16 protein-coding genes and 1 tRNA gene are annotated in these 17,151 nt (G+C 58.4%); 13 read left to right on the top strand and 4 right to left on the bottom strand.

Going from position 1 to position 17,151, the window contains the following annotated elements; all coding sequences use genetic code 11:
* Positions 1–59: 59 nt before the first annotated feature.
* The 4 genes from BV210_RS06615 (at position 60) to BV210_RS06600 (ending at position 3,849) form a co-directional block, all read left to right on the top strand.
* On the top strand, positions 60–551 hold the full coding sequence (locus tag BV210_RS06615) for a DUF6114 domain-containing protein (RefSeq protein WP_077205871.1): 492 nt from the start codon (positions 60–62) through the stop codon (positions 549–551).
* A 246-nt stretch (positions 552–797) separates the two neighbouring features.
* Positions 798–2,708: a PKD domain-containing protein gene (locus BV210_RS20585; RefSeq protein ID WP_077205870.1), complete on the top strand. Its 1,911-nt coding sequence runs from the start codon at positions 798–800 to the stop codon at positions 2,706–2,708.
* A 70-nt stretch (positions 2,709–2,778) separates the two neighbouring features.
* Entirely contained in the window at positions 2,779–3,438 is a 660-nt protein-coding gene (locus BV210_RS06605) for a DUF6114 domain-containing protein (RefSeq protein WP_157525908.1), read from the top strand.
* A 3-nt stretch (positions 3,439–3,441) separates the two neighbouring features.
* A complete protein-coding gene (locus BV210_RS06600) occupies positions 3,442–3,849 on the top strand; it encodes a DUF6114 domain-containing protein (protein ID WP_084802585.1) in 408 nt (135 codons plus the stop codon).
* Between the two features lie 6 nt (positions 3,850–3,855).
* On the opposite strand, the gene BV210_RS06595 is transcribed toward BV210_RS06600, so the two are convergent.
* Positions 3,856–4,608 carry a DUF5781 family protein gene (locus tag BV210_RS06595; protein WP_077205868.1) on the bottom strand — a complete coding sequence of 251 codons (753 nt, stop codon included), beginning with the start codon at positions 4,606–4,608 and terminating at the stop codon, positions 3,856–3,858.
* A gap of 133 nt (positions 4,609–4,741) precedes the next feature.
* On the opposite strand from BV210_RS06595, the gene BV210_RS06590 reads away from it, so the two are divergent.
* The 9 genes from BV210_RS06590 (at position 4,742) to BV210_RS06550 (ending at position 14,174) form a co-directional block, all read left to right on the top strand.
* Positions 4,742–6,928: an elongation factor EF-2 gene (locus tag BV210_RS06590; protein ID WP_077205867.1), complete on the top strand. Its 2,187-nt coding sequence runs from the start codon at positions 4,742–4,744 to the stop codon at positions 6,926–6,928.
* A 193-nt stretch (positions 6,929–7,121) separates the two neighbouring features.
* Complete coding sequence (locus tag BV210_RS06585) at positions 7,122–7,349, top strand: hypothetical protein (protein ID WP_077205866.1); 228 nt, start codon at positions 7,122–7,124, stop codon at positions 7,347–7,349.
* A 141-nt stretch (positions 7,350–7,490) separates the two neighbouring features.
* Positions 7,491–7,970, top strand: coding sequence for a hypothetical protein (locus tag BV210_RS06580; protein ID WP_077205865.1), 480 nt, complete (start codon positions 7,491–7,493; stop codon positions 7,968–7,970).
* A 422-nt stretch (positions 7,971–8,392) separates the two neighbouring features.
* Entirely contained in the window at positions 8,393–8,929 is a 537-nt protein-coding gene (locus tag BV210_RS06575) for an amino acid-binding protein (RefSeq protein WP_077205864.1), read from the top strand.
* Entirely contained in the window at positions 8,926–9,879 is a 954-nt protein-coding gene (locus tag BV210_RS06570; protein WP_077205863.1) for a homoserine dehydrogenase, read from the top strand. Before BV210_RS06575 ends, BV210_RS06570 begins: the two co-directional genes overlap by 4 nt.
* Before the next feature lie 161 nt (positions 9,880–10,040).
* A complete protein-coding gene (gene tuf, locus BV210_RS06565) occupies positions 10,041–11,309 on the top strand; it encodes a translation elongation factor EF-1 subunit alpha (RefSeq protein WP_077205862.1) in 1,269 nt (422 codons plus the stop codon).
* 3 nt (positions 11,310–11,312) lie between these two features.
* Entirely contained in the window at positions 11,313–11,621 is a 309-nt protein-coding gene (gene rpsJ, locus BV210_RS06560; protein WP_077205861.1) for a 30S ribosomal protein S10, read from the top strand.
* A gap of 111 nt (positions 11,622–11,732) precedes the next feature.
* Positions 11,733–11,804, top strand: a tRNA-Ala gene (locus BV210_RS06555).
* Positions 11,805–12,518: 714 nt separating this feature from the next.
* The gene (locus BV210_RS06550; protein ID WP_077205860.1) at positions 12,519–14,174 is read left to right on the top strand and encodes a DUF2254 family protein; all 1,656 of its coding nucleotides are present in this window, start codon (positions 12,519–12,521) and stop codon (positions 14,172–14,174) included.
* A 5-nt stretch (positions 14,175–14,179) separates the two neighbouring features.
* Here BV210_RS06550 and BV210_RS19790 read toward each other — a convergent pair whose 3' ends face one another.
* From BV210_RS19790 to BV210_RS06540, 3 genes are read right to left on the bottom strand one after another with little or no spacing between them, the layout of a single operon-like run.
* Positions 14,180–14,959 carry a hypothetical protein gene (locus tag BV210_RS19790; protein WP_157525904.1) on the bottom strand — a complete coding sequence of 260 codons (780 nt, stop codon included), beginning with the start codon at positions 14,957–14,959 and terminating at the stop codon, positions 14,180–14,182.
* Positions 14,956–15,897 carry a hypothetical protein gene (locus BV210_RS19785; RefSeq protein ID WP_157525892.1) on the bottom strand — a complete coding sequence of 314 codons (942 nt, stop codon included), beginning with the start codon at positions 15,895–15,897 and terminating at the stop codon, positions 14,956–14,958. The genes BV210_RS19790 and BV210_RS19785 overlap by 4 nt, the downstream gene beginning before the upstream one ends.
* Complete coding sequence (locus BV210_RS06540) at positions 15,897–17,120, bottom strand: hypothetical protein (RefSeq protein ID WP_157525890.1); 1,224 nt, start codon at positions 17,118–17,120, stop codon at positions 15,897–15,899. Before BV210_RS06540 ends, BV210_RS19785 begins: the two co-directional genes overlap by 1 nt.
* Positions 17,121–17,151 lie beyond the last annotated feature (31 nt).

Below are 17,151 nucleotides of genomic sequence, written 5' to 3'. Positions count from 1 at the left end.
GTTTTTTATACAGGGTAGCCGCGAGATTTTAGTGCGACAACGCGAAAAAGAGAGAAACAATGTCCGTTCGAGCAAAACTCTGGCATACTGTTCCGGGGCCGATCCGCCGACGCGTCGACGACCGGCGTAGCCGGTTCGATGAGTGGAAACAGGGGCGTCCGTTCCTCGGTGCACTCCTGTTGATGATCGGCGGTGCTGTGATCGGCTGGGTGCCGATCCAGTTCGCGACCGAACTCGCCATCATCGGTGGCTCGTTCACCGTCATCGGACTGGTGTTCGCCGCGATGGTCTTTCTGACCGGCGCGTTCGTCATGGCCAGACCGGAGCTATCGACGATCTTCGGCGTCATCGGGATCGCGCTCTCGATCCTCTCGCTCATCGGTGCACTCGGGGGGCTCTTCGTCGGAATGTTGATCGGTATCATCGGCGGGAACCTCTGTGTTGCCTGGCGACACCCCGATCCGGACCCGAGTACCAGTGCCGGTACCACTGGCAGTCCGGACACCGGTGCCAACGAAGACGTACAGTTCAGCTGGCAGGGCGACCAGTAAATCGAACGCGCCGACCAGACTCCGGATCCACCACTGGGGTTATTATTAATGACCGTCCATATCCGGGGTAAGGTTCAGCATGGAATCTCGTATTGATTGCATCAACACGTTGAGCGGGCGAGGGGGATGGGGACTGCCCGTGGGACGGCACACAACGAGCGATTGTTAACTATGTACAACCGGACACGCATTGCGCGGGGGGCTGGAACCGCCGTTGCGATATGGGCACTGATCGGGCTGTTAGTAATGTCGACCGGCGTCGCGTACGCGCTACCGCTGGCCGGCGTCGGCGGGTTCAACATAACGGCGTCGGAGATCACCGCGGACGATATGGTGTTGTATCCGGGCGTCGGGAACACGGACTCCGAGGAGAACTTCCCGCAGACGGTCGTGCAGCTCTCGAACACCGACATTCAGCAGTTCGGGCTGACCAAGGACCTCGATTTGGGGTCGTTTTCGGCGTTCCCGATGTCGGGGACGGTACGGGTCAAGTTCATGTCACCGGCCGGGACCGACGGCGGGGACGTGCTGGTGCGTTCCTCCGCGCTCGGTGCCGATCAGGCGGAGTTCAACGAGTTTCTGACCAACGACACGAACGCCTCGGACGCTCGCGGCCGCTGGCGGATCCGGTCGGACGGACCGGTCACGCTCCAGGGATCCGACCGTGACGGCGTCCGGATCCGGGCACATTACCTCTATGCCGACAGCATCTCCATCACGGACCTCAGATTCTTCGCCTGTTACGACAGTGATAACGACGATACGTTCGAGTGGGGGCCGTGTAGTGCCGATACGAGTTCCGGCGGGAGCGCCAATACTGCACCGACGGCCGACGCCGATGCCAGTTCGACGACGGTCAGTGCCGGCGATACGGTCACCTTCAACGGGTCGGGATCGATCGATCCGGACGGGTCGATCGAATCTTACGAGTGGGACTTCGGTGACGGCTCGACCGCCACGGGCCAGCAGGTCACCCACACGTACGACGACTCGGGAGCCTACACGGCGCGGCTGACGGTGACTGACAACAACGGCACGTCGACGATCGATTCGGTGACGATCGTCGTCGAGGGCAACGATCCACCGATGTCGAGTCCGACTGCGTCCTCGACGACGGTCGAGCCGGGGCAGTCGGTCACGTTCGACGGATCGGGTTCGAGCGACCCGGACGGGACGATCGAATCCTACGAGTGGGACTTCGGGGACGGCTCGACCGCCACGGGCCAGCAGGTCACCCACACCTACAGTGAGGACGGAAATTACGCGGCGACGCTTTCGGTGACCGACGACGACGGCGCGACGTCCTCGAACTCGGTCACCGTCACCGTCCAGGGCAGCGACTCGCTGATCGCCAGTGCGTCGGGGAGTCCGAGCGAGGTGATGGCCGGTGATACCGTCACGTTCGACGGCTCGAACTCGGTCGCCAGTAACGGTACGATCACGTCCTACGAGTGGGACTTCGGTGACGGGACGAACGCCACGGGCCAGCAGGTCTCTCACACGTACGACACGGCCGGCGAGTACACGGCGACGCTAACGGTGACCGCCGACGACGGCGACACCGCGACCGACACCGTGACGACGACGGTCGTCGACAACGAGCCGCCGACTGCCGACGCCGCAGTCGAGTCGACACTCGTCGAGGTCGGCGAGTCGATCTCGTTCGACGGATCGGGCTCGACCGATCCGGACGGGTCGATCGAGTCGATCGAGTGGGAGTTCGGGGACGGCGCGACCGCAACCGGGGCGTTCACCACGCACGCGTACAGTTCGCCCGGCGAGTATACGGTGACGCTGACGGTGACCGACGACGACGGCGTGACCGACTCGACGAACGTCACGATCTCGGTCGATACGAACGACGCACCGACCGCGAGCGCGTCGGTCAGTAACACGTCACCCGAGCCCGGCGAGTCCGTCACCTTCGACGGGTCTGGATCGAGCGATCCGGACGGGTCGATCGCGTCCTACGAGTGGGACTTCGACGGTGACGGGTCGGTGGAAGCGACCGGTCAGCAGGTCGATCACGCCTTCGATTCGGAGGGCGAGTACACGGTGACGCTGACGGTGACTGACGACGACGGTGCGACCGCGACCGACACCGTCACCGTCTCCGCCTCCTGTCCGTGGTACAACCCGCTCTGTAACACGCTCTGATAGCTGTCTTCGTTTTCGTGTGTGAACTTGCCGAAAGACAAAAGCGGGTCCAGGGTACAGTTCCGCTGGAATGGTAACGTCGACGGGGGGCGGATCGTCGGTTCGGGACTGGCTGGCTGATCCTCGAGGGGAGTTTCGCCGCTGGCGACAGCCACGGCCCATACTCGGGAGCTCCCTGCTGTTACTGGGGGGCGCGATCATCGGCTGGGTGCCGATCCAGATCGCCCCTCATCTTCTGTTCATCGGGGGGACGTTCACCGTCATCGGGCTGTTCTTCGCGTCGCTCGTGGCCTTCTGTGGGCTCGCGGCGCTGGCCAGGCCAGAATTCACCTCGGTGTTCGGCGTGTTCGGCATCGCCTTCGCCACACTGTCGCTGATCGGCGCGCTCGGTGGCTTCTTCCTCGGCATGATCGTCGCCACTGCCGGTGGCGTCCTCTGTTACGCCTGGGAACCGCCGGCCGAGTCCGATGTCGACGTCAAGACGGTCGCCGAGGCGTCGGAGTTCATCTGGGGCGGGACCTCCGATTTCATCTGGGGCGGCTCTTCGGGCTTCATCTGGGGCAAAACCTCGGAGTTCATCTGGCAGCGAGACGACGAGGACGGTGACGAGGAAGAGAGTGAGGACGGCGTCGACGACCTCGGTCTCGGACTGCAGGACCTGAACGAGGATGCAGACGCGGGCGACGACGACATCGAGACCGGCGATCTGGACGAGGAATTCAAATTCTGACCGATGGACGACGCGGACCGCGGCCGACGCACGACGGCCCGAAAGCGGTGGGCGACCTTCGACGACTGGCGTCGCCAGCGACCGTTCTGGGGTGGGACGCTGTTGCTCGTCGCCGGCCTCCTGACGGCGTACCTGCCGGCGGCGTACGACGAGTTCGTCCTCTTCGCTGCTGGCTCCTTTACCGGCCCGGCGCTTCTGTTCGGCGGCTCGCTCGTCGTCTGTGGCCTGCTCGTGTTCGCCGTGCCGTCGCTGTCGTCGGTGTTCGGCGGGCTGGGCATCCTCGTGGCGACGGTCTCGCTGTTCGGCGCGCTCGGCGGGTTCGTCGTCGGGTCGGTACTCGGTGGACTCGGCGGGATCCTCGCGTTCGCCTGGACGGGCCCCGACGCGGATGCGGCCGGTGACGGCCGGTAGCGCCGGTCAGTCGGCCGCTCGTGGCTCGTCGATGGCGTACTCCCGGGTCACGTCGACGAGGGCTTTCCGGTACTCGCTCTCGCCGGGGTCGTCGGCGAGCGAGCGGAACCGTTCTTTGAACCGCTCGAAGCGGATGCCCGGGGCGTCGTTCGCCGCGGCGTCTGCCAGGTCGTACAGTCGATGGTCGGGGGAGACGAGACCGTGGCGCTCGACCAGTGCCAGGGCGAAGGCGGCGTTGACGGCCGTGATCTCCGGGTCGGCCGCCGGGGTCAGCCGGGTCCAGTTCGCACTCGTCGGGCCGGGGTGGTCGGCCAGTGCCGTCGCCAGACTCGACTCGAGGAAGGCGATCAGCTTGTCCGCCGGGGCGACCGATAGCGTCAGGTCGTCGGCGTAGATATCTTTCATGTGGTTGGCGATCTGATAGCAGTGGGTGAGTTTCCGACGTTCCACGCTCCGGCCCGAGAGGGCGAGATAGAGCGCTTCCTCGGTCGACTGGGTGTGTGAGGGGTGGGCCTGCTCGTTGCGGTGCATGTGGGCGAACTCGTGGAGGGCGAGTTCGCGGGCCATGGCGCTGTTTGCCGCCTGTCGGGAGATCGAGAGGGTGTGGCCGTCGGGGTCGTGGCTCGTCCAGGTGCGCTCGTCGGGATCCTCGCGGATGTAGACCGAGACCGGACGGTCGAGGTCGTACTCCGTCTCGAAGAGGTCACGTGCGCCAAGAAACGGCTCCGTCGACCCAGTACCCTGCACGCGAACGTCCATGTCTGCATCAGATACGGGAGCGAAGCGTATCACTTTTGCGGGCCGACGGGCGTTCACGGGCGATTTCCGGATCATGCGGCCGCTGGGGCAAACCACTTCACTTTTGACCCTGCTTCCGATATGCCTGAGTATAATGGGCCGACGCAAAAAGATCGTACAGGAGTGCGAACGGCTGATGGACGAGCCGGAGAACATCCGGAACATCGCCATCGCCGCCCACGTCGATCACGGCAAGACGACACTGACGGACAACCTGCTGGCCGGTGCGGGGATGATCTCCGACGAGACCGCCGGTGAACAGCTCGCGATGGACACCGAGGAGGACGAGCAGGAACGCGGGATCACCATCGACGCGGCGAACGTCTCGATGACCCACGAGTACGAGGACACCAACCACCTCATCAACCTCATCGACACGCCCGGCCACGTCGACTTCGGGGGCGACGTGACCCGTGCGATGCGCGCCGTCGACGGGGCCTTGGTGGTCGTCGACGCCGTCGAGGGTGCCATGCCCCAGACCGAGACGGTCCTCCGGCAGGCACTGCGCGAAGGCGTCAAGCCCGCCCTCTTCATCAACAAGGTCGACCGCCTCATCTCCGAACTCGAAGAAGGTCCCCAGGAGATGCAGGAACGGCTGACCGCGGTCATCCGCGACGTGAACGACCTCATCCGCGGCATGACCGAGGAGATGGACGACATCGAGGACTGGACCGTCTCCGTCGAGGACGGCACTGTTGGCTTCGGTTCTGCGCTCTACAAGTGGGGGGTCTCCATGCCGTCGATGCAGCGTACCGGCATGGACTTCGGCGACATCATCGACCTCGAACGGGCCGACAAGCGCCAGGAACTCCACGAGCGGACGCCCCTGGCCGACGTTGTGCTCGACATGGTCTGTGAGCACTTCCCCAACCCCATCGACGCCCAGCCGATGCGGATCCCGCGCATCTGGCGCGGCGACGCAGACTCCGAACTGGCCGAACAGATGGAACTCGTCGACGAGAACGGCGATGTCGTCCTGATGGTCACCGACATCGGCGTCGACCCCCACGCGGGCGAGATCGCCGCCGGTCGTGTCTTCTCCGGCACGCTTGAGAAGGGTCAGGAACTCTACGTCTCCGGCACCGCCGGCAAGAACCGCATCCAGAGCGTCGGCATCTACATGGGCGGCGAGCGCGAGGAGGTCGACCGCGTTCCCGCCGGGAACATCGCCGCCGTCACCGGCCTCAAGGACGCCATCGCCGGCTCCACGGTCTCCTCGGCCGAGATGACGCCGTTCGAGTCCATCGAACACATCTCCGAGCCGGTGATCACGAAGTCCGTCGAGGCACAGAACATGGACGACCTGCCCAAGCTCATCGAGACGCTCCAGCAGGTCTCCAAGGAGGACCCGACGATCCAGATCGAGATCAACGAGGACACCGGCGAACACCTGATCTCCGGGCAGGGTGAACTCCACCTCGAAGTCATCACCCAGCGCATCGAGCGCAACCAGGGGATCCCGGTCCACACCGGTGAACCGATCGTCGTCTTCCGCGAAGCGCCCCAGCAGGAGTCCCGGGAGGTCGAGGGCATCTCCCCGAACCGCCACAACCGGTTCTACATCTCCATCGAACCCCTCGAGGAGGATGTCGTCGAGACGATCAAGATGGGCGAGGCCTCGATGGACATGCCCGAACTCGAACGGCGTGAGGCCCTGATGGAGGCCGGTCTCGACAAGGACGCCGCCCAGGAAGTCGAGACGATCCACAACACCAACATCCTCATCGACGACACGAAGGGGATCCAGCACCTCAACGAGACGATGGAACTCGTCATCGAGGGCCTCGAAGAGGCACTCGACGACGGGCCGCTGGCCGCCGAACCCGTGCAGGGCGCACTCATCCGCCTGCACGACGCTCGCCTCCACGAGGACGCCATCCACCGCGGTCCGGCACAGGTCATCCCGGCCGTTCGCCAGGCCGTCCACAACGCCCTGATCGACGCCGAGATCCGCCTGCTGGAGCCGATCCAGGAAGTCCGGATCGACGTGCCAAACGACCACATGGGTGCCGCCTCCGGCGAGATCCAGGGCCGCCGTGGCCGCGTCGACGACATGTACCAGGAAGGCGACCTGATGGTCGTCGAGGGCGTCGCGCCCGTCGAGGAGATGATCGGCTTCTCCTCCGACATCCGCTCGGCTACCGAGGGCCGTGCCTCCTGGAACACCGAGAACGCCGGCTTCCAGGTCATGGCCGACAACCTCCAGCCCGACCAGATCACCGAAATTCGGGAGCGGAAGGGCATGAAGACTGAGCTTCCGGAAGCGATCAACTACTTCTAACCCACTTTTTACAAGAGGGGGTGCGCGAGGCGCACCCCCTCTTCCAAAAACTTGGGGAAAACTGCCGCGAGCGCGGCACTGCCGCGCTCGCGGGTGCTGCGCTCGTCGCTTTACCGCGCCGCGACCATACCGCTCCGCCCCGCGACCGCTCCGTTTGACCAACTTTACCCCGTAGCGGTCCCTACACCGTCGTATGTCGTTCCTTCACCAGGTGCTCGACATCCTCATCGGCGGACTGATCGCCGGCCTCTCACACTTCATGCTGAGTTTCGCCATCGCCGACCCGAACCTCCCAGTGACGATCGGCGTCATCCTCGCGAGCATGTACTACTTCTCTCGGAACCCGTGGGGTGGGAGCCGCGAGCAGGGACGGCGGTGGAACCGGCGCATCGACAAGATGTACGACAAAGTGTTGCCGTGAGCCGAGTGGCTTCGATGAATCCCGCCGTAGTGCTTTCAGCGAACTGTCTTCGGACTATCTGGTAAGCAGGGAGTGCGTGCTGAACGAAGGGGTACCCGATAGACCAAACACTCTTTTGGAACTCAGGTTGATGTTGGTGTAATGGCACAATCCATTGAACAATCCCAAGAAGCTAGCCCTGCCTCCGAAGGGAAGCCCTCTTTTGGCCATTTACTTCTGGTTTGGTTTCTTGTCGGATCGTCGTTCTGGACTCTCGGATTGGCATTGTTCGATGCAGTTCCGGCTGTTATCCCCCTCTCAAGACTGGGTGCTGGACTGTTGTTTGGTACGGCTGTGATTGTCCTGCTCTGGTCACTCGGGTGGCACCCTTCACTTCCAGCCAGTGCGGGGTACTTCGTCTCTGAAGCAGCCTTCAGTGTGCTACTACTCTCCGGGATCACCCTCGTGTTCAGTCTTGAGCTGACGCCTTGGGGAGAAGTGGGCCTCCATACCACAGCCATTGTTTTGGCTGCAGCTCTCATATTCACGGATTGCGGACGACAGATACGCAACTGGATCCGCCAACACATCTGGACGCTACTCAAACTGCCATCTGAAGACTCCACCCACAGCCATGAGTAGGGGAACCTACATCGGAAATCAGTCAGCAGGCAGTAGGTAAATCTCCTGTACTGAGCGCGCCAGCATCCGCGTTCGCTCCGCGAGCGCGGTTCACCGAGTCCGAACGAAGTGAGGCTTCAGCCTCTTTCGCCCACGTTCGCGAGAGCAAGGCTCTCGCGAGCCCGCCAGAAATCTCTGATTTCTGGAGACGTTTTTCAAGGCGTGGTTGCGCGCCGCTTGGCGCGCAACCCGACGTCGCCCGAAAGAGCACAGCGCGCTCTTTCGCGATCTCGGAAGAGTTTCGCTCTCTCGAACGACAGTAAAAAGGTGGTTCTTATGTCGGTCCGTGTGTCAGATGGTGGTATGACCAGTGACGGGACCGGAGACCGGTCGCGGCGGTATCTGCCAGACGACGGCCGTTGCGGAGCGGGGGTGACTCGGGAATGAACGACGGACACACCGAGGAGGTCCACGCCTACACCATCCGGCTGGAACTCGTCGACGAACCGGGCGAACTGCTGCGGGCGCTCGGTCCGATCGCCAACAACGGCGGGAACCTCCTCTCGATCTTCCACGAGCGGGGGAACCTGACGCCGCGGGGGCACATCCCGGTCGAGGTCGATCTGGAGGCGAGGCCCGAACGGTTCGACGACATCGTCGAGGCGCTGCGGGATGCCGGCGTCAACGTCATTCAGGCCGGTGCGGAACAGTACAGCGAGGAACTCACGGTGATAATCGTCGGTCCGCTCGTCCAGACGGATCTCTCGGACACGCTCTCGGCGATTCAGGATGGGACGGACGCCTCGGTAACCGACGTGTCCCTGTCCGCGCCAGAGGGAACGGAGAACGGCGCGAGCGCGCGGCTCCGGCTGGCGACACAGAGCGGCGAGACCGAGACCGTCCTCTCGTCGGTCCGGTCGGTGGCGAGCGAGAAGGACCTCCGCGTCATCGAGCCGCTCACGGGAGGTGATGCAGCGTGAGACTCGCCATCGTCGGCGCGGGTGCCGTGGGGCGCTCGGTCGCGGAACTCGCGGGTGGGTACGGCCACACCGTCAGCGCGCTGGCGGACTCCTCGAGTGCCGCCGTCGACGCTGACGGGATCGACGTGGCGGCCGCGCTGGAGCGCAAACGCGACGAGGGGACCGTCGGGACCGCCGATCCCGAGGACGCCCTGGAGGGCGAGTACGACGCGCTGGTGGAAGCGACGCCGACGACGCTGGGCGACGCCCAGCCCGGGTTCGGCCACGTGCGGACGGCGCTCGAACGCGATCGCCACGTCGTGCTGGCCAACAAGGGGCCGCTCGCCGAGCGGTACGACGAGCTTCGCGACCTCGAAGCCGACAGTGCGGGTTCGATCCGGTTCGAGGCGGCCGTCGGCGGTGCGATTCCCGTGCTCTCGACGGTCGAGGACTTCGGGCCGGACAACATCGTCGCCGCGCGCGGGGTCCTCAACGGGACCGCCAACTTCGTCCTCACCCGGATGGCCGCCGAGGGGCTGGACTACGAACACGTCCTCGCGGAGGCTCAGGACATGGGTGTCGCCGAGGCCGACCCCTCCTTCGACGTGGAGGGGACCGACGCGGCGCTGAAGTGCGTGATCCTCGCGAACGTGCTCGCACAGGGCGAGCGGACCTACCGGCTGGAAGACGCCGAGGTCGAGGGAATCACGGACGTGCCCGGGAGCGCGCTGGAACTGGCTCACGAGGACGGCCGGACCGTCCGGCTCGTCGGCGAGGTCAGCGACGAGGGCGTGCGCGTCGGCCCGCGACTCGTCCCCGAACACGGCGATCTCGCGGTCGGCGGGACGACCAACATCGTCCAGCTGGAGACCGACCACGCGGGCCGGCTCAACCTCAGCGGCCGGGGCGCGGGCGGACCGGAGACCGCGACCGCCGTCCTCTCGGACGTGGGCCGACTGCCGGACCTGTGAGCGCTCGGCGGGCGTCCCAGGGGGCACGATTCCCCTCCAGTCGTGTGACAGTCTCCCAAAACGCAAGACGGCGACGGGACGGCGCCCGTCACCTATCGAAATCGTTTTAACTGCCACCACCAAAAGAGTCCGATATAGCGCCTCTGCGCGTGAGATAATCAATGAGCGAAGAACGCCACCAGAACCTGGCCATCATCGGCCACGTTGACCACGGAAAGAGTACGCTGGTCGGACGCCTCCTCTACGAGACGGGGAGCGTACCCGAGCACGTCATCGAACAGCACAAGGAAGAAGCAGAAGAGAAGGGCAAGGGCGGCTTCGAGTTCGCCTACGTCATGGACAACCTCGCCGAGGAGCGTGAGCGCGGGGTCACCATCGACATCGCCCACCAGGAGTTCAGCACGGACGAGTACGAGTTCACCATCGTCGACTGTCCGGGCCACCGTGACTTCGTGAAGAACATGATCACGGGCGCGAGCCAGGCCGACAACGCTGTGCTCGTCGTCGCGGCGGACGACGGCGTCCAGCCCCAGACACGCGAGCACGTCTTCCTGGCGCGCACCCTGGGTATCGACGAGCTCATCATCGGCGTCAACAAGATGGACCTCGTCGACTACGAGGAGAGTCGCTACCGAGAGGCCGTCGACGAAGTCACGGAACTGCTCAAGCAGGTCCAGTTCAACCCCGACGACGCCAAGTTCATCCCGATCTCGGCGTTCGAGGGCGACAACGTCGCCGACGACTCGGACAACACGCCGTGGTACGACGGCCCGAACCTGCTCGAGGCACTCAACGACCTGCCCGAGCCGTCGCCGCCGACGGACGCCGACCTCCGGCTCCCGATTCAGGACGTCTACACGATCTCCGGGATCGGTACCGTGCCGGTCGGCCGCGTCGAGACGGGGATGCTCAACACGGGCGACAACGTCAGCTTCCAGCCCTCCGACGTGAGCGGCGAGGTCAAGACCATCGAGATGCACCACGAAGAGGTGCCCCAGGCTGGCCCCGGTGACAACGTCGGGTTCAACGTCCGCGGCATCGGCAAGGACGACATCCGCCGTGGCGACGTCTGTGGCCCGGCCTCGGACCCGCCGAGCGTCGCCGAGACGTTCCAGGCACAGATCGTCGTGATGCAGCACCCGAGCGTGATCACCGCGGGCTACACCCCGGTCTTCCACGCTCACACGGCACAGGTCGCCTGTACCATCGAGTCCATCGACAAGAAGATCGACCCCTCGACCGGCGAGACGGCCGAGGAAGAGCCGGACTTCATCCAGTCGGGCGACGCGGCGGTCGTCACCGTCCGACCCCAGAAGCCCCTCAGCATCGAGCCCTCCTCGGAGATCGAGGAGCTCGGTTCCTTCGCCATCCGCGACATGGGCCAGACCATCGCGGCAGGCAAGGTCCTGAGTGTCGAAGAACCGAACTAACGCATGCAACAGGCACGCGTTAGGCTCGCAGGCACGAGTCCCGAGGATCTGGACGACATCTGCGACGACGTTCGCGAGATCGCGGACAAGACCGGCGTCAAGCTCAGCGGTCCGGTGCCGCTGCCGACCAAGACGCTGGAAGTGCCCTCGCGGAAGTCCCCCGACGGTGAGGGGACCGCCACGTGGGAACACTGGGAGATGCGCGTCCACAAGCGGCTGATCGACATCGACGCCGACGAACGCGCGCTGCGGCAGCTGATGCGGATTCAGGTGCCCAACGACGTGTCCATCGAGATCGTCCTCGAGGACTGAACCGGCTCGCCCGGTTTTGTTCCGGTGGATCGCCCACCCTCTCACGCGCGAGGCACTCGCGCTTTCGAGGATCGGAAGGTATTACGGCGTCGATACACAACCCACGACTGCGGGCTCGTAGATCAGCGGTAGATCGCTTCCTTCGCAAGGAAGAGGCCCTGGGTTCAAATCCCAGCGAGTCCATCCCACTTTTTACTTCGTCGGGTTCCCTCGCGAGCCTTCGGCTCGCTTCGGGAACCACTCCTCGCAAAAACGTGGGGAAAAACTACCTCCGCGCTCACTCCGTTCGCGCGGAGTGAACCGCGGCGCTTCGCGCCGCGGATGCTGGTGCGACCGCACCGCCCGATGTGGTATCGAACCGTCCCGGTTCGAGAGTCGAACGTCGGGTTTTGAGCGAGCGTGCCACTGCCCGTTCTCGACGCCGCGGAGGTGTGGATTCCTGCCCAGGTTCAGAGGGGCTCCCGCAACGACGACACTCCGAGCGTGGTGACCGTCGAGCTGGACGAGAGCGGTGACCTTCGGACGCTCCGGGCGTCCCTCTCGGCTCGCAACGACGGCAGTTCTGCGTTGGTTCTCTCGGGGAAGGCCGACCGGATGACTGGGAAGGGCATCAACGACGTGGGCAAGCGGCTGACAGAGCGCGCGGGCGTCGAACCCTACGCCTACGGGGCGTGGCGTGCCCAACGACGTAAGCGCCCACACGCTCCGGCACTCGGTCGCGTGGCGGATGCTTCGAGCCGAAGAGGGAAACAGTCTCTACGACGTACGGAATCGGCTACGGCACGCGACGATTCTCACGACAGAACGGAAGTACGACCACTTTGAGATGATATGAAGAAATAAATCCCAAAAGCATATTTATACTGATTATACATAGTGTGATAGGTATATTGATAAATGGTTGACAGCGTTGGGGAAACTTATAAGGAATTAGCAAATTCGCACTGGGTATGGATACTAATATCTCTATTCATACTGGGTGCCACTACTGTATTTAGTATTTCTGTCGGCCCAGAACTATCGAATAATATAATAATTCAATTACTAACTACACTCACTACCGCTGTCGCTTCCGTCCTTGCAATTGTATTCTCTGTATTATTCATTTCTACCCAGATTGCAAGTGAACGGTATTCTCCCAAGTTCACCAGTACATTCGTTAATGATCCTGTGGTGCAGTTGAGTTTTGGTCTCGGAATTTTCTGTGTTATATCGAATATCGCAATCCTATCTGCGGCCACTCAAATTTACGCGGCACTCAATATCTCTTCCGGAACTCTTGGACATATGATTTTCTGGACAATCGGTGGTATTTTAGCTGGACTCAGTATTGTATTCTTCAGTCTTCTTTATCCCTTTATCCGCCTGATATTGATACAAACTTCGCCGGAAAATATGCTATCTCAATACCGACGTCAATATAATGTGAATCAGTATCTGAGTGAATCGAGGCAGGCTGAGAAGATATCGGATCACCCAATGCAACCCGTCTATGACTTTGCTCGAAATTCTATTCGAAGAGAGGATTTTGGAGCAGCAGTTGCTGCAACGAATGCTCTATTTGGAATTCCGAAAGATTTGATTTCAGAATTAGACGCTGGACAAGATCTAGATCTGGAAAAGACCTACCAGCCCGTTTTTTATGATTTTGGCCAGGCAATCATTAATCGAGCTGATAGCAAAGGATTCGATGATGCTGTGGTCTCTGTTTGTGATGGAATTACGGGAATAGGGACTGAGTCATTAAAATCCGATAACAGAGAGTTGTATCAAGAGGCATACTTAACGGCGTTCTCATTCTTTGAGGAAGCAGATGGATACTCCGACAAAACTCAACAATCAATAATCCAGTGTTGTAGCGATTTGTTCTCAAAATCAACACAAGATAAAGATCTGTTCGTGAATATCGCACCAATGTTCTCTAATATGGTTTTAGACATCTCTGGTAACAATCTCTCTGAGAAGTATAAGATATGTCTTCAGGGTATGGTAGATACACATAATGACTTGGTTTTAGAGGAAGAAAAATGTGAAAAAGAAGAGGACAAAGAGAGAGCGATTATTGGCCAAAAAGAAAAAGAGCCGTCTTGGAAGTCTACTGATGATGGAGTTTTCATGCTATTGGATTGTACCTATTTATTAATGCAGATTACGGGGGAAATCATGAATTCTCTAGAGGTTGAAGAAAGTCCTCCGGGTCACATCTATGAGTGTTGGGAATCGGCTATCGGGAGTACAGATTCAAACGAATTAGAAGCACACCGGTACCACCTTTTGAGGAGGTACATGGAATTGGTCGTGTATACCGAGATAAATCACGACATCGGATTATCCGCTTCAAGCCGAATCTCAGGCATAGTAGAGGAACACGGGTTGGATGGACTGGCAATGGAGGTTTGTGATCTGATCGTCGAGGATGATAGGGATATTTCGGAATTTGATGATTTCAGATTCTTGGAGGACAGGATTGTTGATATCTGGAAACCATTACCCGTAGGTGACTATTCCGACGACTTCGTTGAAAAGGTCGAGGAAATAAAAGAGAGCCTATAAGAAGATTATATATCTAAATAAGTGTCAAACATATCTCCGGCTTTCTTGCCCAAGTGAAGCTCTGCAGTCCAATTATCGACAGAAGCTCTGAGGCAAATATTGTTATTGTCACTAACTAGCATCTCAACCTCAGAAGCGTCAGTCATTGTACTGACAAACTCTTTCAGCGGACCAACCATATAGAGCTGTGACATCTTGGAAATGTCTGTCGTACACCCCTCTTTTTTCAATTCTGCATTTCCTGTGACCTTATTATCCATAGATATGGAAAAGTTGCCATCCTCCGTCACTGAGATATTTACAAATTCTCCGATCACATCCATCGTTCCCAGTGCGCTTTTCAATTCAGTTCGAGACACAGTCTCAATTGAATATAACTCTCCCAAGTCTGTAGGCTGTTCCTTAAATGAAGTGTCTGTGTGGCGAGGGAGTTCAAAATTCACTGGAGAAAGTGAATCACCTCCCGGTGTCTGAATAAGATATTGTTCATCAGTAAACACTATCTCTAAACTGCCCTCTTCTGAGTTCTTTACAATATCATACAGTGTATCGGTATTAAATGCGATCTTCCCTTCTGATTCCACATCTACCGAAATTTCAGTCCCATCTTTCACTTTGTGAGAAATGAATACTGGGTTCAGAAAGGAGTAGAGTTTGATATATTCGTCATTGACTATTAGATTGACGTCTGAATGAGTGTCTTCATCGGGAACTCCTATTACCCTATCAATGCATCTTAGAAGTTGTAATAAATGCGAACGACTGATTTTTAACGTCGCCTTCATGCTTCCTCTCCAAGATCCAGTCCGGACCTGATCTCCTCGATCAAACTTGATCGAGCTGAGTTATCATAGAGGAAGCGTTGCTTCTCCCACTCGAAAACGTTGACACCTTCTTGGCTCTGTTTGATTTCATTGAGAGTATTTCGAAGTGTGAGCATACATTGCTGCCAATATTTATCTCTCTCATCTTCTGAAAGGTGGCCCAATATTGGACGTTCCGCATTTAGCATGATATCGTCAATATCCTCATACGGAATGAGGGTAGTTTGTTCCCCATGAGCATACGTGATTAGCCTACACGCAAAACGGAACTTGATTAGGCTCATATCACTGTTGCGTACAACGGGAGACAAACTACTATCAATATCACATAGTTGAATGCCATCCTGGGTCCCCCTACCTGATATCAGTTCATCAACCTCTGGCAAGTTGTGCTTTCCCGCGATCTTTTTCACCTTGTTTCTACCGTTTAACTCGACTTTCCATGCTTGTATGTCGTTCTCTTCACAGAAATTGTCGACTTTTGACTTATATTCTTCATATGCAGTAGAAGGTAGTAGTGCCACGACTTCCTGGACATCTGGGCTCACAGAAGTGCCTTTTTTCTTCAGGAAATTATTAACCATGTCTGAAGATATATCTTTTAAATCAAGTATATCCTCAAGATCTGATTCGATTTCGCTTATATTGGATACAATATTATCTATTCTTCCGGCGTTAGATGTCGCACCTACAGTCTTGAAGTGTTGCACATCTTTCCTTCCTACACTGAGAAAGTCCGCTTCAATAGAACTAGATTCAGTCTCATATTTAGGGTCGATGTACCAGTCATATCCCTTGTCGTGGAGGCTTAATCCCTTACACGCCTTCGGAACATATGCACCCACCAACCTGTTTACGCAGGCAGTGTGCATATCCGTAAGTTTGCTTTCAGCCGACATTATTCCTCCTCAGAGAATGATTCCGGCATTTCATCAACTTTCTCGACCTCTATATTCGGATTGAATTTTTGCTGAAGTTTGTGATAGAAGTAAACAAGACCAGCCTTACTGCCCTCTGTTGGTCTAACATAAACTGCAGTCTTCTCCTCATCTTCAGCCCCGGTGATGGATATGTCATATTCGTCCTCATTGAACGGAATGTGGGTTTCGGCAGTGAACTCTTTCCCTGTTCTATTACCAATGACACCAAAGAGATCCACATCTTTCTGACCAACTGTGAGGAAGTTAGATAATTTTATACTAATCTCTCTGGAGAACGCAACAGGGATCTCGAATAAGATTATTTGGGGTGGCTTGTAACCAGTCAAAGACAAACTTCCATCATCATTGTCTTTGTATTCATACGAGGCCGCTACTTCATCAAACAATTCATAGACCCACTGGGAACGCTCAGCCGTCTCGTCGACTAACTTAAATGTTGCACCGATATCTCCGGACTGGTGGGTGACTGACCCACTTTCCTTTACCTTGACAGATGATTGGGTCGCAGAAACACTACCGCCATCGCTGCTAACACCCATTTCCGGAGTCGTCTGCATCGTAAACTCAGAACTCTCCGTTTCAGACTTATCTTCCAAGAATGGGGTCATAGCGTTATCTAACGTCTCTTCGAGCCGCCATTTTGGGGTCGTGATCTCGACCTCTACATTCTGTTGCGAGAACTCTCTCTGGTGCTCGGAGTAATATTTCTGATATTCTTCGGGGACCTTCGATTCTCTTTTATAAAGATAATATGGGTCCCAGCTCCTTGTCAGGTTCACATTCTCGCCATCCGGGGAATAGTCTTCATAGATCTCGTCCAGAGTGTCTCCAGGGATCCATGCTTCTACAAGCCATCCCTTGGTACTTGATAGATCACCAAGCTTTCTACGTGTAGAGTCATCCTCTATGCGACTTGAATGGACAACTATCCAGGCTTCGTCACGATGAGCAATGAACAGAACTGGCTCTTCGTTCACTTTAATCAGTTGTGCATCTTTCAGATCTATCTGAGCCTGTTCAATTGTCTCTTCCTTCAACTCTCCTTTAAATTCCTCTGCTAAGGATACCTCAGTAATGTTCCTACCCGTGTGATACTTATTGAAGTACAAGCGCTTTCTCTTCTCGCTCAAAGCCTGCTCAAATATGCGCGAGATATGGCGCTTGACGGTATTAGAGAGCATGCGTTGGATGTCCTTGGTATAAAGTCTTGTG

This window comes from Halorientalis sp. IM1011 (assembly GCF_001989615.1).
GTDB lineage: Archaea > Halobacteriota > Halobacteria > Halobacteriales > Haloarculaceae > Halorientalis.
This window is presented reverse-complemented; position numbering and strand designations above follow the sequence as displayed.

What these genes read in the sequence shown, in the direction of transcription:
- BV210_RS06615 (WP_077205871.1), top strand. Translation starts at nt 60, where the DNA reads ATGTCCGTTCGAGCAAAACTCTGGCATACTGTTCCGGGGCCGATCCGC.
- BV210_RS20585 (WP_077205870.1), top strand. Translation starts at nt 798, where the DNA reads ATGTCGACCGGCGTCGCGTACGCGCTACCGCTGGCCGGCGTCGGCGGG.
- BV210_RS06605 (WP_157525908.1), top strand. Translation starts at nt 2,779, where the DNA reads ATGGTAACGTCGACGGGGGGCGGATCGTCGGTTCGGGACTGGCTGGCT.
- BV210_RS06600 (WP_084802585.1), top strand. Translation starts at nt 3,442, where the DNA reads ATGGACGACGCGGACCGCGGCCGACGCACGACGGCCCGAAAGCGGTGG.
- BV210_RS06595 (WP_077205868.1), bottom strand. Translation starts at nt 4,608, where the DNA reads ATGGACGTTCGCGTGCAGGGTACTGGGTCGACGGAGCCGTTTCTTGGC.
- BV210_RS06590 (WP_077205867.1), top strand. Translation starts at nt 4,742, where the DNA reads ATGGGCCGACGCAAAAAGATCGTACAGGAGTGCGAACGGCTGATGGAC.
- BV210_RS06585 (WP_077205866.1), top strand. Translation starts at nt 7,122, where the DNA reads ATGTCGTTCCTTCACCAGGTGCTCGACATCCTCATCGGCGGACTGATC.
- BV210_RS06580 (WP_077205865.1), top strand. Translation starts at nt 7,491, where the DNA reads ATGGCACAATCCATTGAACAATCCCAAGAAGCTAGCCCTGCCTCCGAA.
- BV210_RS06575 (WP_077205864.1), top strand. Translation starts at nt 8,393, where the DNA reads ATGAACGACGGACACACCGAGGAGGTCCACGCCTACACCATCCGGCTG.
- tuf (WP_077205862.1), top strand. Translation starts at nt 10,041, where the DNA reads ATGAGCGAAGAACGCCACCAGAACCTGGCCATCATCGGCCACGTTGAC.
- rpsJ (WP_077205861.1), top strand. Translation starts at nt 11,313, where the DNA reads ATGCAACAGGCACGCGTTAGGCTCGCAGGCACGAGTCCCGAGGATCTG.
- BV210_RS06550 (WP_077205860.1), top strand. Translation starts at nt 12,519, where the DNA reads ATGGTTGACAGCGTTGGGGAAACTTATAAGGAATTAGCAAATTCGCAC.
- BV210_RS19790 (WP_157525904.1), bottom strand. Translation starts at nt 14,959, where the DNA reads ATGAAGGCGACGTTAAAAATCAGTCGTTCGCATTTATTACAACTTCTA.
- BV210_RS19785 (WP_157525892.1), bottom strand. Translation starts at nt 15,897, where the DNA reads ATGTCGGCTGAAAGCAAACTTACGGATATGCACACTGCCTGCGTAAAC.
- BV210_RS06540 (WP_157525890.1), bottom strand. Translation starts at nt 17,120, where the DNA reads ATGCTCTCTAATACCGTCAAGCGCCATATCTCGCGCATATTTGAGCAG.